Below are 15,993 nucleotides of genomic sequence, written 5' to 3'. Positions count from 1 at the left end.
CCTCCCCTCCTCCCTTACCCCTCCAAAGGGAGAGGTAAGGAAGGAGGACAAAGCAAGGAACCGGGAACCGGCGGGGCCGATGGGAGACCACGGCCCACCCTCTGGCTGTGCGAGTAGGGGTATTTCAGCAGACCCCTAGACCCAGCGAGCAAAAGCGGGGATGGACGGCCCTGGTAGAACGACAAGATTAGCGGTGACGAGGTCGGCGTCTGCGGGGATGACCCAAGATATGGGCCATTCCAACGCCACGATAGTTCCACCGCTACGGTCTCGTGGAGAATCACCATAGTTTCGATATGCTTGCCACTCCATTGGCGCGCGCTCTGGTTTTGGCTCGCGGTTCTAGTGGGAGGCGGGAGTTATGGTAGAGAGGTTACTGGCGGTCCATAACGGTTGGACCCAGGGGTGGAACGTTGTGTCAGAAAGACCAGGAGAATGATGGTGCCAACGAGGGGTATGAACCCCACAAAGATCCATCCTCCACTGTGGTCGGTATCATGGAGGCGCCGAAGGGTGATACCAATAGATGGAATAAGGAGCGCGATTCCGTAGACGTAATACAGGATAAAGAAGAGAGGGTTGTGTGTTACGATGAAGGCGGCCAACAGTACGAATCCAATGACGGCGCCGACGAGATACGCCTTCCAGTACTCGCCTCGTGTCGAGCGGATGCGGAAGTTGGTATAGAGTCGCCACATCCTGAGATACGCCTGCATGAAGGAGATCGAAGGAACCTGGAAGCCCAAATTGGCCTCGGGCGATCCTTCAAACCTTGGAAGTCCATGCGATTCTTGACTGCTATGGTCAGGAGTTGGTGGTGTCTCAGGATTGTCCATTCGATTCTCCTCGGATCTCGTTACGGCGATTATAGCGCTGGCGTAGTCGGGATAGGCTACCTCACAGACTGTTGTAGTCGGGCATTCCAGTCTCCAATCACGCCGTGGCCTGTTGGGGCTCTGACCGGTTGGGTGTGGCTGCTGGATCGAGTCGATTAGCTATGTCACGCCCATCTTGCTACAAAGCCTGCATCCGGGAACCACGGACCCCTGAGGGGATTGGACACAATACGGTCACGCATCGGCGGCAATTACCGCGCGGCGAGGAAGTGGTAGACTCGCCTCGATACAGTGGGACTGGTATAGGAGACGAGATGGACCGAGACCTGGGGCAGGAGCAACAGAGGCACTGGGAAAGGACCTACAGCGAACATCCGACGATGTATGGATCGTCAGCTAGTGAGCCAGGTGGCTATGCTATCGAGCTTTTTGCGCGTTCGGGCCTTCGCAACGTGCTTGAACTTGGTGCTGGACAGGGTCGAGATACCATCCCGATGCTAGAGGCTGGTCTTAGCGTCACCGCACTCGATTACGTGAAGGAAGGATTGACAGAGATCCGATCACGAGGTGCACATTTTGGCGCACAACTCCAGACCGTTCTTTACGATGTACGCGATCCCTTACCATTTGCGGACGCCCTCTTCGATGCCTGCTACTCCCACATGCTTTTTAATATGGCGCTCACGAATGCAGAGTTGGTGGCACTCAGCCGAGAGGTCGCGAGAGTACTCCGACCTGGTGGGGTGGTGATCTACACGGTGCGCCACACGGGTGATGCTCATTACGGCGTCGGGGTCGATCATGGCGAAAATCGCTATGAGAATGGTGGTTTTGTCGTGCATTTCTTCGATCGAGATCTCGTCACCAGCCTTGCCGAAGGGTTCCGTATCGACGAGGTTGTCGAGTTTATCGAGGGTGAGTTGCCGCGCAGGCTTTTTCGTGTGACTATGACGCGGTTGCCTACGAACTGAGGTGTGTGACCGCGATCATTTCGCCGGTCGAGGCACGGAGACTCTAGTGAGCGCAGTTGTTCTGACAGGTAGGTGCTTGGGCTGTTGAGGGTCAAAAATTGGCCGTTAGTCTGGTTGCAACACTACAGGTTGCCAGAGCTGTGGCGGTGGGTCTGGCTGCGTCGATGGGAAAGTTGGTATGACGAGTCGAGAGCGCATGAAGAATGGACCATGGCGCGCGCTACTCGATGATGTTGCGAGCATCGAGCGTTCTGGCATGGCAGTCTCTGTCGGGTTGCGCTGCGCACTGGGTATGCTACCTCCGTTGATTATCGGCGTCGCAACTGGCTTTGTCGGCGATGGGGTGAGCGCTGCTGTGGGTGCGCTCGTCGTTGGGTTCGTCTCCTTTGAGGGCCGCTACCGGAGCACACTCCGGAATATGCTGCTCGCGAGCATCGGTGTGACTATCTCCGCCTTCGTCGGCGCGATCGCAGCACCTCACCTCGTTGTCTTGCTTATCGTCTTGGCCATCTGGGGCTTGCTGGGCGGGCTTGCTGGCGCTTTTGGACCAGGTATGTCGATGGCGGCCATGCAGGCCGTAGAGGTTTTAGTGGTCTTCAGCGCGCTCGGTATGGGGGTCCAGAGTTCGATTGTACAGGCGTTTTGGGTCTTGGGTGGTGCCCTTTTCCAAATCATCCTCCTTCTTCTCACCTGGCCAACACGAAGGCTCGATGGTGAGATGGCTTCGGTCGGTGAGGTCTACCGTCGACTGGCCAGCTACGCGAGATCGATGCCCCAAACGGCGCCACCGGCAGATCAGCTGACCTCTGGAGCGGATTGGTTGGGCGACCCTAATCCACTGGGCGATCCCTCGGCCATTGTGGCGCTGAAGGAGCTCTTCCAGCTCGCCCAAGACATCCGTCTATCGCTGAGCGCGCTGGTTTTCGAATCACGCGGCAATGGCGAAGAGAACCGGTGGGCCGTGGAGTTTCTCCGCCAGAGTGCCGCGATACTAGGGGTCATCGGTGATCAACTCAGTTTGTCGACCTCCCTTCGTGCTAAGGTGCATCTTTGGAGTCGTCGGCGTCGTAGCTTCGTTGCGGCTTTGCCACAACTAGAGATCCCCGATGTTGATGACTCGAAACCTCTTCTCGGACTGATTGCGCGCCAATTGCAGCGGGCTATGGACTTGGTGGGCCAGGTCAGTGATGCGAGTCCGCATGTGGTGTTGCCAGGGTTGAATCGAGGTCAAGGCGCTCTCGATGAGTCGGTGCGACGCAGGTTGCGTGGGTTTCGCAAGATCCTCACCTCGGATTCGGAGCTGCTCTTTCATGCGGGTCGTTTGGTTCTCGTGCTTGTCGTTGGCACCTACCTTGCCCACGCCTTCTCGCTGCGAAATGGCTACTGGGTCCCCATGACGGCTGCCGTTGTCCTCCAGGGGGATTTTAGCGGAACGGTACAGCGTGGCTTGGCTCGCCTCGGCGGAACGCTTATTGGGGCGGTTGCGGTGACAGAATTGGCGGCACTGGTAGTGCCGAGCCACGGGATCCTCATCGTGGTGATTGTGTTGTTGACGTGGGGAACCTATGCAACTTACCGGGCAAACTATTTTCTCTATAGCATCTTTTTGACCTCTGATGTGGTAGCGATGTTTGCGATGATTGGTTCACCAGTAGGTACGACTGCCCAAGAGCGTGCAGTGGCGACGGCTTTGGGAGGGGTAGTGGCGATCGCTGTCTTTTTGCTGTGGCCAACGTGGCGTCGCCGGCTTTTACCGGGGGCACTCGCCTCGATGGTACGGACCCAGGGAGCGTACGCCGGCGGCGTTCTACGCGCCTTCGACATATCGCTGGTTGACGAGAGTGACGCCGCTGGCGTGGAGGAGTTACGCGTGCTTTCGGTCAGCGCACGCTCGGCTCGCCAGCTCGCCGCCACGCTGCTCGAGGGTATGTCTACGGAGCCAGGCACACAACAGGAGGCGGTGTCGACGGCCGGTGCTATCCTTTCGCAGGTCAACTTCTGTGCGTTGTTAGCGCTCGCGCTCAACGCCGAACTTCTCCATGAGCATCAGTTCTTCACCGGGATGATCGAGCTTAGCGATGCGGTTGTTGCTCTCTCCTCGTACCAAGCGGACCGCCTGGCATCCTTTGGATCTCTGTCTGATCCAGAGGAGACGGTGCAGCCGCCCTCTATCCCCACGGACCTTGTGGTCTCCACTGAGCTGTATCAACAGATTCTCGATCTCGTCGGTGGTTTTCAAGAGCTCGATGTGCTGATCGAGCAGTATGGGTCGGCGGTGCTCATGCGGTGAAGCCGAGCTCCCAGTGTGCGCGAAGGGATGATACGGTGCTAGCTTGCTCTCGCGTTGGTGTCTGGGATAGTGGTGTCGTCTGGTACCCTCGGGCCTGGGCGTTTTGTGCGAGGTAGTCACTCGCTCGATTGGGTACCGCATGGGCAGTGGAGGTCGTGAGGAATAGGTGCTCGTTGCAACGGGTTAGATGGTAAACACCAAGGAGGTAGCGATGGAGAGCGGAGGAAAGAATGTGGACGCTGCGTCGGAGGACTCAACACGACACAACCTTGACATGGTGGAGGTTTACGGAGCAAACTGGTGTCCAGACTGCAAGCGGACCAAGCAATTTCTCCAGGATCAACGCATTCCTTTTCGTTCGATCAACGTCGAAGAGGACGAGGATGGTCGCCGCCGAGTTGAGGATGCATCGGAGGGCAAACTCATCATTCCGTTGGTCGTCTTTCCTGACGGGCAGGAGCTCATTGAACCGTCGAATGCCGAGATCGCTCAGCTGCTGGGGCTTAGGATCCAAGGCGAGCGCAGCTTCTATGATTTGGTGATCATCGGTGGTGGGCCAACCGGCCTCACCGCCGGTATTTACGCCGCCCGTGAAGGTATTGCTACCCTGATCTTGGATCGTGGGGCGCTTGGTGGGCAGGCTGGTGCAACGGAGCGGGTCGATAACTATCCAGGTTTCCCTGATGGTGTGAGCGGAGAGGAGCTCGCTTCACTCTATGTCGCTCATGCGAAGCGCTACGGTGTTGAGATGCTTCAAGGAGTGGCGGTCTCTGGTATTACGCGAACTGGCAGCGAGCTCCTGATAGCGGTGGATGGTGGTCAGAGCTATCGTGCGAAGGCGGTGCTCATCGCGTCAGGATCTACCTATCGACGTTTGGAGGTCCCTGGCGAGAGTGACCTAATCGGGGCCGGAGTCCACTTTTGTGCCACCTGTGATGGTCCGTTTTACCGTGGCGCTAAAAACTTGGTGGTGATTGGTGGAGGTAACTCAGCTCTCGAGGAGTCACTCTTCCTGTCACAATTTGTCGACCAGGTGACGATTCTGGAGGCCCGCGATCGCCTCGGTGCCTCGACGTTGCTGCAGGAACGTATCGCGGCCGATCCGAAGTTTGCAGTACATACTGGGGTGAAGGTGCGAGCCTTCGAGGCGGGAGATGATCACCATCTCAGTGCGGTGGTGATCGATGAGGGCAATGGGGAGGAGCGAATTCTTGCTGCGGGAGCCTTCGTCTTCATCGGTCTTACTCCCAACTCAGAGTTCCTCCGTGACCACGTTGAGCTCGATAAGGCAGGGTTCGTCATCACCAGATCAGCCATGGAGACCTCGATGCCTGGAGTCTTTGCCGCCGGTGATGTTCGTCTTGGCTCCACCAAGCAGATTGCCTCTGCGGTTGGAGAAGGTGCTGCAGCGTTGATTATGATTCGTTCTTTTTTGGATGCATTCGAGACGCATGCTGTGAGCGCCTAGCTCCGGGTGCTTTGAGCTAACGTGTTGACTCACAGGTACAGGTGCTGTGCACCCTGGTGGAAGATGGTCGTGATGGGCCAAGACCTGGAAGGCGAGATCCGACCCCCATGGAGGTAGGCTAGCTCGTCGGCGGATGGTGATCCACCGACGGTGACAAAACTCGACCCGGTGGGGCGTGTTTGTTCGGCGCGTTGGGCGTTCGAAGACGTACCTTGACCGCCATTCTCTGACTGGCACACCAACGTCCCGATCAAGGGGACCTCGGGTTGGATGGCGCGATGCGTCCGATGGAGATGGGCTGTCTCGAATATCTCCATCGTTTGAGTCTTCTCCGAGGCCTGGATAGTCGTCTCGCTCGGGGTAACGCCTTGGATTGTCATGCAGTTACGCCTACCAGCTAGTGGTTTGGATGACAGGTGTTCATCAACTATCTCTCGATGAACGCTCACTGGTTTGCTCGATCACGGGTAACGAAGACATTGCTATCGGCAAGTTTCTCGCAATGGTTGTCCTGCTTCGCTCGGGAATGCGCCGAGCGAACCATGATCGGAGGGGATGGTGGTGTGGCGGTGGAGATTTGTTTGGCCAGATTCGGTATGCTTGGCCGGTTGCTATGAGTTCTGCTGAGTGCGAGCTATCGGCGGTCGCGCAACGGTGTGGGGAGAACGGCGAGGACCAGGATGCCAAGGAGCACGATGCCCATCAGGATGACCGTTGCGCTAGCGAGCCACGTGTTCGAGAAGGCGAGCGTGAAGGTCAGTCCGTTGCGAAGTCGCTGGGTGATATCGGTGGGTGTATCCGTGGGCCGTAGAAGGTCGAGGTGGACGAGAAGGTAGGTGGCGATGATGAGCAAGGCGCTGGTCAATCCGAGGATGAGCCGGCCAAGTCGTGATCGTAACCACCAAAGTGCGAAGACGATGAGCGGGACTAGGAGGATCAGCTTCGTCATGGTAACGACTGCGATGATGTTGGGGACAAGAGCGAGTCTTCCACTCAATGGCGCATAGGCAACCCAGCCAGTGAGGCCTCGCGCGAAGGCGATGTCCACCAGGATGGGCAGGAGCCAGACGACGAGCACAATCCAGATGGTGGCGATGCCAATTCGGTGACTGGTGTTGGTGTTCATCTCAAGATTCCGTGCTTAGAGATCGGTGAGGTAGGCGTTTGCTCATCTGGTATCCTCTAGTCCAACGGCCGCATGCCGTTATATCTCTACAGGTTATCGTATCCACGTGCAGTTACAACCGGGCGAAGGAGCGATACCTCGTTCTGGTTTCAGTAGTCGGCTGGCGGTGGGCAGATGGTACGCGGCTCCAGTGATCGTTGGCTTCAGTCGATCACGGGGACCTTGAGGAGTCCGGTGCTGTCACGGATCCAGAGGGCGTGGGGGGTCAGCTCCATCGTGACAAAGAGGGATCCACTCGGTGCCATGATGGTACGCAGGATGGTGTCGTTGGCCGGGTTGACGAGCACGGCGTCACGGTTGCCGAGTGACCAGATGTTGGTCGAAGTGGGGGCTACGCCAAGACCGATGGCACTAGAGGGGAGGTGCAACACATGAGCGAGGGATCCGCTCGTCGCTCTCACCGCCGCTAGGTCGAGATGGGATCGATAGATGCTGCCCCAGAGGAGGTCTCCGTGAAGCCCTTGGAGCTGGAATTCGTGCGCAACCGGGAAGGTATGGTTGGCGATCACGGTGGCGTTCGTTGTGGAGAAGCCAATGAGGTGAGCATGTGTTGAGGCACCGCACGGTATTGTCTCAGTCCAAAGGGTTGATCCCTGTGCGATGAGCGTAGGTCCCGCACAGGCTCCTGGTAAGTGGTAGGTTTGGATGACCGATCCATCGCTTGGATCGATCCGTTGCAGGACAGCAATGATCTGCCTCGAAGCGTTCAATGTGTTGCCAACCAGCCAGAGATTGTCCCCGACGATGGCGCGGGACTGTGGTGTCCCGAGATGGTCGGGAAGCGTCGTTGTCACGTGGCCGGCGGCCAAGTCAACGCGATAGAGCCCGAGCGTCGAAGCGATATAGGCGGTATTCCCACTGATGATCGGCTGAGCGATCTGGTTTGTTGAGCCAACGGCCTTCCGTGGAGCGATGGTGATATGGCCGGTGATGTGAGCAGGTGATCCAGAGACCTTGACGAGCTCGATCGCTGAAGGGGTGGAGACCAGTGTCCAGGTCGCCCCATCTCCTGTCACGGGCGTCCCGTCAACATTCGAAAGTGCTATAGAGGAACCCTGGAGTGATCGGAAGGAGACGAGTTGAGGGACGTCTGCGGTTGATGGCGACTTTGATGGCGACTTTGCTGGTGCGGGTTTTGTCCGTTCGACAGGCACCGGGGGAGTCGTTGGGTGGGAACGAAGCGCATGGTGGGTGATGATCGTGGCGGTAGTTGCCGCGACGAGAGCGACGACGACGATGACGGAGAGCCGCGAGAGGAGGCGTTGGCGCTTGAGCCTGCGCCCACGTCGAACGGTGATGGCGTAGAGGTTTTGACGGTCACTGGGTGCCCAATTTGTCATGATTCTCCTCCTCGGTTTTGGACGCCGAACTCCGTTCGTAAGACCTTCATTCCGCGAGCCAAGTGAGTCTTTGCGGTCTCGGTTCCAATGCCCATGACCTCGGCGATCTCGGCGACGGCAAAGCCGCCAAGGTAATGCATGGCTACCGCCTCGCGTTGGCGCTCGGGTAGCCGTCGCAGTGCCACAACGAGCTCCGCACGATTCGTAGCCAAGTCGCCGGTGGTGTCGAGGATCGCTGCCGCCGATCCCAGCGGGATCTCGGCAAAGGCCGCGTCGATTCCAGGCATGGTCTTGGATCTTTTCTGTCTTCGAAGATGGTCGATGCCCAGGTTGAGGGTTGTCCGAAACACCCATGCCCTGCGATGATCGGTTCCGTTGAGGCGCCTCCAGGCAGCATACGCGCGCGCCAGCGACTCGACGGCGATGTCCTCGGCCTCCTGGGTATTCTGGACAATCGAGAACGCGTACCCGATGATGCGATCCAGGTTCTCATCAAAGAAGGACCGAAACTCCTCCTCGCTTGTCCGGCTCACAGGATCGACGTTCCGATCGTGCACAACACGGACGATCCTGTCGACCATCCTTGTTCATCCACGGTTGTGCAGTCTCGTTGGTAGCTCGAACTCATACCTACTATCACGCTCCGACCACCTTAGTTGGGGGACAGTGGGTGGGTTTTATGAGCCGCTAAGCCTCCAGCGCGAGGGCATGTAGTTGGCATACGGGTTGAGTGGGTTCCATCCGGTGACGCGCTTGTTCACGACGGCGACCTCGTAGTCGCCGACGCTCCACCACAGACCTGCGACCTGTTGGCTTTGATAGTTCTCGACTGCGTACAGGCGGGAGAGTCCCGGAAGGTCATACGCCTCATTGAGCAGGCGTTGCTCGGTCGGGTTGTAGTACCCTCCGCCCCAATAGTTCCCCTTTGCAAACTCGACTCCTGCCGTTGGCACAAGCACGTACTGTCCGAAGTCCTCCTGGGCGCCGTAGAGGGCAATGCCCCAGTTGCATGGTCCAGGAGGGCATACTCCCGCTGTGGAATACATAGTATCCTCGGGCTGCGGGTTGAGTTCAATGGTGATGCCCGCGGCGCGAGCAGCGCTGTCAAAGGCCTGGGCCTGGGCCGTCAGGCTCGCGCTCGGTGTCGCATACATCATCGAGATCACAAGCGGCGCCCCTTTCTTGATGCCAGCACCGCATTGGTTGCTACCAGTCCCCGGGTTGACGCAGGTCGATGGGCCAGAGGTCGAGAGTTGCCATCCATGTGTCGTTAGCAGTAGCCGCGCAGCCGCGATTGAGTAGGGATAGGGATCATGGTGCAGCTGGGGACTCACGTAGTTCGAGCCCGGATAGATCGGCGCTGATCCATAGTCGAGCATGCCGTTCCCATGGAGAGTAGCCTTCAGATAGAGGGGCTCGTCGACCAGGTGTTGAAGCGCCTGTCGGAGGTAGAGCTGGGCGACAAGGTGGCGATAGGGGCCGGTATAGCCTAGTTCCGCAATGTTATCGTAAAAGACTCTCCATGGTTGTACTACATAGCCATGAGACTGGAAGTAGTGGGTCAGCCCGAGATCCGATGTCGGTAGATAGCCAAAATCGATGACACCTCCGCGGAGCGCGTCGAGTTCGGCCGTCGCCGAAGTAAATGAGTAAATTTGATAGCCAGCCAGCTTGGGTTTCCCAGCCCCGGTGTAGCGCGGATTGGCGCGAAACACTGCATGGTAGTTCGTGGGGTTGTAGCTGGTTATCTCCCAGGGACCGTCGATCGTCTTCCAGAGCGGATTAGTGGCATAGGTGCTGAGCTGAGCCGATTCCTTGTAAAGGAAGTCGATGACCTTCGTTGCACCCGCCGGGGTTGAGGCAACGTTGGTGACGTGGCAGGTAGGACAAGTCTTGTCCCAGGTCTGAACCGGGAGTGGGTAGATCCAGGTCAGCTGGTTGCCGGTAAACCAAACTGGGTTGTAGGCGTGGTTGAGATGGAGTGTAAATTGGTAGGGACCCTGATAGGAGATGCTCTTGATGTCAGATGGCATGCGACCAGGTAGGTACGGGGCATAATCGCCATTCTTGGCTCCCGCAGCCTCGAGTTCGAAGAAGAACCTGATGTCCTTTGTTGTGACCGGTTGTCCATCCGACCAGGTGTAGTTGTGGTGGAGATCGATGGTCACCATCGTGTCGCCGTGGGAGTAGACGGGAGCGGTGCCGATCGAGAGTGGATAGTTGATCCCGGTCGTGCCAGCTCCTCCGACATAGTACAACGGACGATAGAGCCCGTTGGAGACGTTGGAGTCATAGTTCTCGTAGTTGGCTTCGTTCTCGAGTGGGAGGATCCAACTGAACTGGTCCCCCGCACCCAGTGCATAGGAGGCAACGCCACCAGACGCACTGGTAGCAGATACTTGGGACTGTTGTGAATTTGTACAGCTCGCGAGCAAAAGTGCCGTCAATGCGATACCGACGGGTGCTGCGATCCCCTTTGGCTTGGGGTGTGAGACCCGATCGTGAGCTGCATGCTTGCCCCAGTGCAAGGCTACACTTCGGCAAAATAGTCGCCGCATAGGCGACACCGACAAAACTGGTTCTTTGGTCATAGCTGACGTCCCTCCGCTAGTACTAACTAGATCAGGTTCAACAGGTCTTTCTCAGCCCGACTTCGTCGAGCACCCTGCGTCACTGGTTCCACTCTACTCGATCATGGTTTCGCTGCTGCAGTGCCAGACCGCAGGCGATCGTGATGAGCACACTGAGCGTCGATCAGCGGTGTGGCGCGTCGGGACGGCAGGCTACCGCGAGATTGATCGTCCGTGAGCCCGGAGATACTGCTCGCGTACGACCTGTGGGATCCGACCCTTGGTGGCGATGTCGATGTGGTGCTCGCTTGCCCATTGGCGGATGCTTGCTGAGGTTGGATTGGGAGGAGGGGGTGTCTCTTGCCTGACAACGGGTGCATTGAGTGCCTGGTGATAGGCAGACGTGAGGTATCGATAGGTCCATTCCTCTGCGAGCTTCCTATTTTCGCAGAAGACGACCGGCACCTCGGGCCAACGCAGAGCGTAATCGGCGACTGCATCGAAGATCAGTGCAGGCCGCATATAAGTGGACTGGAGAATCGCAGAGTAGCGTGCTTCGACGACGATGGCCGCATGCGGGAGAGCGGCGAGTTGACCGATGGCGTAGCGGAGTCGGTTGTCGGAGAGGCTTGAGATGAGGTCCTCGAGTGTCTTGCGCTCGACCGCTGCGTAGAGGTCATCGCCCAGGTAAATGCCATAATCGCCACAGGGCAGCGCACCTCGTTCGGTGCTGACTGATCGATTGCGAAATTGATAGGGGTAGCGCTCCCTGGTGTCCACCGTGATAGGCACATCGACCTCACCATGAGCCCGAGCCCGTGGTACCGTGCCTTTAGGTCTGGCTTGGCGTTGCGTCCGCTGTGATTGCCAGAAGATCATGTCGCGCCCCCGTGCGTGGGTAAAGACCAATTGAGATCGATTTTCTCTTGCTCGGTCCGCGACGATATCGATAGCTGCACCCCGGCGTGCACAGGAGAGGAGGGTGATCTCCTCGACCACCTCAGGCTCCAGCGGCCAGTCGGTGATCGGTATTGGGTGACAGTACAGCGCCTTCTCGCGTGGCCATGTACCGGAGGTCTTGACGACCATGCCGCCATCGATTGGAATCATGATCAAATAGCCAAGCGCGGAGGTGAGATCTGGGTTGCGAGCAATCGTGAGGTAGGAACGATCAGCCATCATTGAGCCAGTCGTGTGATGCGCTATGGCGTTTGCCCACCTGTTCGTGCTGGTTGGGGACCCACAGGGGTCGGAGGCAGGACTGCTGAAGGGATGCTACGAACGCTAGCACGGGAGACCATCGTCAATTGTCAGGATTTGAGTCGTTGGACGTATGCTCCAGCCGCTGAACGCAAAAAGACGACACCAATACCACAGGCAAAGATCGCAGGGATGTAGTGCCAGCTTCCATGCACGTAGAGTCCGATGGCGACTCCACCGACGATCCAAATCGCGGCGATGATACCGAGCACAATTGGGTTTGCGGGCGGACCGGGCTGACGAAAACTCGGGCGTTGTACTCTTCGACTCGGACGATCACCTGCCATACGTCTACTTTAGCATCTGCCTGCTCGCCTCGCACGGTTGGTGGTGGGCGATAGCCGATCGCGACATAGGTCGGTTCCTCACGGCCTAGTTGCGCCAGTTGTTAGCTCGCGCAATGCAGGCTCGTCAACGGGATACTCGTAAAGGTTGTTGAGCTAGCGTACGTCACGAAGTAAAGACTGTGCTCACCAGTGGTCGCTGCACCAACATTCTTTGGGATGATCGTGGTGGGTATGCGGCACCATTGGCGAGAATGAGGAACGAGCAAAGAACTGCCGATTCCGCTCCCGATACTGAGTAGGTCGCCCGACCCTGGGAGGACGAGGGTAGCCTGGCCCCAGCTGGTCTGTCCAAGCGAGGACGTCCCTGGCGGATTTACCCCTGGTGGGGTTGGTATGTCGCTCACTACTCGCCAGTTGACACCGCCATCGGTACTGCGGCGAAGTGGGTAACTGGATTGAGGATCGATGAGATACTCGGTCCCATGGACGGAGAAGAGCTCGTTTGGTCCACAGGCGTTGACTGAACTTGGCCAGCTTGACTGAGTGAAGCTTCTTCCCTCGTTCTTTGACACGAGAACCGGCTCTTGGGCACCGTTCATTGCGCAGTTAGCGAGGTCTGCGATGGGGGAGAACCGAATACATGGTCCGAGACGCGGACAGCGCAGCGATCCCTGCGTCCAGCTACTCCCGTTGTTGGTGGTCTCGGCGATCACGGTGTGATGAGGGACAGCGAAGTAAGCGTGGATACCCGACGCTGAAGCATGAAGGCCAGCAAAGCTCGCGTCAGTGACCCCACTAGGAGAGGGGACCTTGGCCCACGTGGCGCCATCATTGGTAGAGATGACGGGCAAGTAGGCAAAATCTGGAGCCTGATTCGGGATTGCGATAGCATAGGATGCGGCAATCAAGGTCTTGCCTGTCGATGTGTGGAGGGCGGCGAGATCACTACAGGGCTCATTGTCGGCGAGATAGGACGGCGGCACTTCTTTTTGTTCCAAGAGAGTAGCGACGTCTGTGGTGTTGATGACGGTGATATGTCCATTAGATAGCAACCTCATCGCATTGGCTTGATCTCCCGAGCTGCCGCTACAGGTGAGTGCGACTCCGTTGGTTCCACGCTCGGTAACGATCGACGGATCAGCACTCGGTTGGATGTTGGTGGCACCTTTGAGGCTGATGGACTGGTAGGTGAGAGGGGTAGTAACCCGGAACTTCACGGGACCTAGGAGGACAGTGTCAGTGCCAGGCTTCGTCTGGGGAAGCTGATATGCCCCCTTGGCAATTGCCTTGGTGGGGGGCTGGTCGATGACATCGAATTCAAAGACGAAGGGATGGTTGTCACCGATGATGTTGGTGAGGGGGATCGTGCCCTTCACTGGGGTCATCTCACCCGGGAGTACCTTGCTTGCGGCGAGGGTGAGCCGGGGCATGGCAGCCTTCACGGAGTGTGCGAAGGTGAGCGTGGTCGAGCCCTCCGCGTGACCAAGCCCACACGCTTGATGTACTTCGAGACACTGGATAGCAACGGGATAGCTACCTGCCTTCGGCAGCAGGAGCCGAACAGGATAGCGCTCAAGCCAGGGTCCGCTTGGCGTGACGAAGGAGGTTTGAAACGTCGTCGAAGAGATCCAATGGACGGAGGTGCCGTCGTAGTGAAGTCCGTCAACGCAGCCATCAAAGCAGACGTTGGTATGGGCTGGTCGCGGGGAGAGTGGGGTGCTGACCCGGCCGGTAATGGTTACCGTAGCGCCTGGCACAACCGAGGATGGCGACACGGTGAGGCTGACCGTCGGGCCACTGTGGCCAGAGGGCACCGCGATCCCCTCTTTGGCCGCTGCCGCTCCTCGGGGTGAGAGGATGGCCTCTATGCCGAGGTAGTAGGTTCCTGAGGTGAGATTGGGGATGCGGTAACACGACTTTGCGAGGTGGCCACTCATTGTCGCGCCAAGTGCACCGGTCGTGCACCCTGCTTGAGTGGCGCTGGTGGGGATGGTAGCGGGATTGGTTGTGGATCGAGACGGAGTAGACCCTCGACCGGTCGACTTCGTCGCCACGTGTTGTGAAGTTGTGGAGCCGCAGGCTGCAAGGAATAACGCGAGAATTGCCAGTACGATCCACCAGGGTCGCCGTTGATTCGACAAGGTTGTGCCTCCTACAAATACTCCAATAGGACATCTCATTGCCTACTCGGTCAATGCTATATTGCCTACTCGGTCAATGCTAACGCATTTGATTATCAATTTGTCGTGATTGGTAAGCTTGCTCAGCGAACATTCACGCCATCTGTCCTATGCAAATGGCGTGCCTGCCTCGCTGGATATTGGGGCCGTTGGCAAACCGGAGACCGCAGGGGCTGTTGCCTGAAGATGAGAAGACGGATCCGGTCGAAACCGCAGTTGCGAGTGGATGGGTGTTGCTCGGCTAGGGAGTTCGTAGGATCGATACTGCAAAGGTGGCCGCCGGTGACCAAGGACGCAGGTCCCAAGTGGCGAAGCGGTGTTCGAGGATCAGGCCGGCTTCTTGGATGTCGTGATCGAAGGTGGCGAGGTCGTAGCCTCGGTCGAGGCCAAAGCCGACAGCGATCGGGGCATCCCCTTTCAGGTGAATGTTGAGGTTATGTAAAACTCGTGCACCCGTATTGACGGCGAGATAGGTCATGACGTTGCCAGCGACGATCGCGGCGTCGAAGAGTTCCCCCTCTCCAAGTGAGGCGAGATCCATGGTGGCGAGATCGGCGTTGACCCAGACTGGGCCAGGATGGTCCTCGGTTGCTGCGGTGAGCAGAAGAGGGTCGACGTCGACTCCGACCACGCGATGGCCACGCGCGAATAGGGCCGCCGCGACTCTCCCTGGACCACAGCCTGCATCCAGGATACGCGAGTGTCGAGGGATAATGGTGTCGAGGAGGCGCGCTTCACCCTCCAGGTCGGCACCTCGGGCGGCGAGGGTTCGAAAACGTTCGATGTACCAAGCTGAGTGAGCGGCATCGTGGTCGGTTATCCATCGAGGTGGTGAGGGTATCCCCTCGTTCGTGGTCATGCGTGTAGGCTAACCTAACTTTCGAAGCGCCAGGCTATCCGAGACAGCACTATGCGAGTTACTAGTGGACGCGGAGGAGCAGTTGGGGCTCGTGATCTGCTTGGGTGCGGGTTCCTACGCTGGCTCGCCGGGAAAACGAGCAGCAGGGGAGCAATCGCGGCTCAACTACGGTAACCCTAAACCCTCTGGTTGCCTCGCCTACTGCTCACAGTTCCACTAGCGCAGGCTCCTAGGTGGGGATCGGTAAGTGCTTGATTGTGTATGGGTTCGTGCCCAAAGGAGCGCAAAGGTTACGAGGTAGTGGCTCCAAGGCAGTGGTTCTGTTCAAGCTTTCCTCCACGAGCACGATCGGAGATGCAGGGATGCAGATATGTAAGTATTTGCTCTCGCGCTTGTGTATCGATTACCTCCATGTCGATGACTGCTGGAGGGAATACATTCGCACCTAGCCCAGTCGAGCGGGTATCGGAGCTTCGATGATCGGAGGGATACTTGTTCCAACTCCAGCGCGACTCAAAGATTAAGCAACAGGGATCAACCTTTGGCTCAGTGTCGTGGGTAAGGAAGTCCGACGATGTCCGGTTGTCATGCTGGCGAGTCGCGGATGCGGCATGGCGTAGGTGATGTCGTGAGGCGGACCTCTCGGCGAGCGCTCTATCGGTGAACCATAGGTGAGGAGACATCCAATCCGCCCCCACAGCCCCTTTCGGGATGGGATCAAGATGAACGGGCTCGTCAATCTCGGC

At 58.0% G+C, this 15,993-nt stretch carries 13 protein-coding genes and 1 riboswitch; of the genes, 3 read left to right on the top strand and 10 right to left on the bottom strand.

Going from position 1 to position 15,993, the window contains the following annotated elements:
- Positions 1–359: 359 nt before the first annotated feature.
- Positions 360–836, bottom strand: coding sequence for a DUF805 domain-containing protein (locus M7439_RS07950; protein ID WP_298341653.1), 477 nt, complete (start codon positions 834–836; stop codon positions 360–362).
- A gap of 314 nt (positions 837–1,150) precedes the next feature.
- On the opposite strand from M7439_RS07950, the gene M7439_RS07945 reads away from it, so the two are divergent.
- The 3 genes from M7439_RS07945 to M7439_RS07935 all read left to right on the top strand — a co-directional run bounded on the left by M7439_RS07945 (position 1,151) and on the right by M7439_RS07935 (position 5,565).
- Entirely contained in the window at positions 1,151–1,807 is a 657-nt protein-coding gene (locus tag M7439_RS07945; protein ID WP_298341656.1) for a class I SAM-dependent methyltransferase, read from the top strand.
- Between the two features lie 178 nt (positions 1,808–1,985).
- Positions 1,986–4,097, top strand: a complete 2,112-nt coding sequence (locus tag M7439_RS07940) for an FUSC family protein (protein ID WP_298341660.1) — start codon at positions 1,986–1,988, stop codon at positions 4,095–4,097.
- Between the two features lie 211 nt (positions 4,098–4,308).
- Positions 4,309–5,565: an FAD-dependent oxidoreductase gene (locus M7439_RS07935; RefSeq protein ID WP_298341662.1), complete on the top strand. Its 1,257-nt coding sequence runs from the start codon at positions 4,309–4,311 to the stop codon at positions 5,563–5,565.
- A 29-nt stretch (positions 5,566–5,594) separates the two neighbouring features.
- On the opposite strand, the gene M7439_RS07930 is transcribed toward M7439_RS07935, so the two are convergent.
- The 9 genes from M7439_RS07930 to M7439_RS07890 form a co-directional block, all read right to left on the bottom strand.
- The gene (locus M7439_RS07930; RefSeq protein ID WP_298341664.1) at positions 5,595–5,945 is read right to left on the bottom strand and encodes a hypothetical protein; all 351 of its coding nucleotides are present in this window, start codon (positions 5,943–5,945) and stop codon (positions 5,595–5,597) included.
- Positions 5,946–6,199: 254 nt separating this feature from the next.
- Entirely contained in the window at positions 6,200–6,691 is a 492-nt protein-coding gene (locus tag M7439_RS07925; RefSeq protein WP_298341667.1) for a hypothetical protein, read from the bottom strand.
- A gap of 203 nt (positions 6,692–6,894) precedes the next feature.
- Positions 6,895–8,091: a hypothetical protein gene (locus tag M7439_RS07920; RefSeq protein WP_298341670.1), complete on the bottom strand. Its 1,197-nt coding sequence runs from the start codon at positions 8,089–8,091 to the stop codon at positions 6,895–6,897.
- Positions 8,088–8,672: an RNA polymerase sigma factor gene (locus M7439_RS07915; RefSeq protein WP_298341673.1), complete on the bottom strand. Its 585-nt coding sequence runs from the start codon at positions 8,670–8,672 to the stop codon at positions 8,088–8,090. Before M7439_RS07915 ends, M7439_RS07920 begins: the two co-directional genes overlap by 4 nt.
- A gap of 96 nt (positions 8,673–8,768) precedes the next feature.
- Positions 8,769–10,682 carry an ABC transporter substrate-binding protein gene (locus M7439_RS07910; protein WP_298341676.1) on the bottom strand — a complete coding sequence of 638 codons (1,914 nt, stop codon included), beginning with the start codon at positions 10,680–10,682 and terminating at the stop codon, positions 8,769–8,771.
- Positions 10,674–10,769: riboswitch (TPP riboswitch) on the bottom strand. It overlaps the preceding gene by 9 nt.
- A 105-nt stretch (positions 10,770–10,874) precedes the next feature.
- Positions 10,875–11,843 (bottom strand): ERCC4 domain-containing protein, encoded by a 969-nt coding sequence (locus M7439_RS07905; RefSeq protein WP_308464449.1) that lies wholly within the window; start codon positions 11,841–11,843, stop codon positions 10,875–10,877.
- Positions 11,844–11,971: 128 nt separating this feature from the next.
- Positions 11,972–12,208, bottom strand: a complete 237-nt coding sequence (locus M7439_RS07900) for a hypothetical protein (RefSeq protein ID WP_298341681.1) — start codon at positions 12,206–12,208, stop codon at positions 11,972–11,974.
- 101 nt (positions 12,209–12,309) lie between these two features.
- Positions 12,310–14,145, bottom strand: coding sequence for a hypothetical protein (locus tag M7439_RS07895; RefSeq protein ID WP_298341684.1), 1,836 nt, complete (start codon positions 14,143–14,145; stop codon positions 12,310–12,312).
- A 484-nt stretch (positions 14,146–14,629) separates the two neighbouring features.
- A complete protein-coding gene (locus M7439_RS07890) occupies positions 14,630–15,229 on the bottom strand; it encodes a class I SAM-dependent methyltransferase (RefSeq protein WP_366525244.1) in 600 nt (199 codons plus the stop codon).
- Positions 15,230–15,993 lie beyond the last annotated feature (764 nt).

It is taken from the genome of Ferrimicrobium sp., assembly GCF_027319265.1.
Lineage (GTDB): Bacteria > Actinomycetota > Acidimicrobiia > Acidimicrobiales > Acidimicrobiaceae > Ferrimicrobium.
Note: the sequence above shows the minus strand (reverse complement) of the source record. Positions and strands in the feature narration are given on the sequence as shown.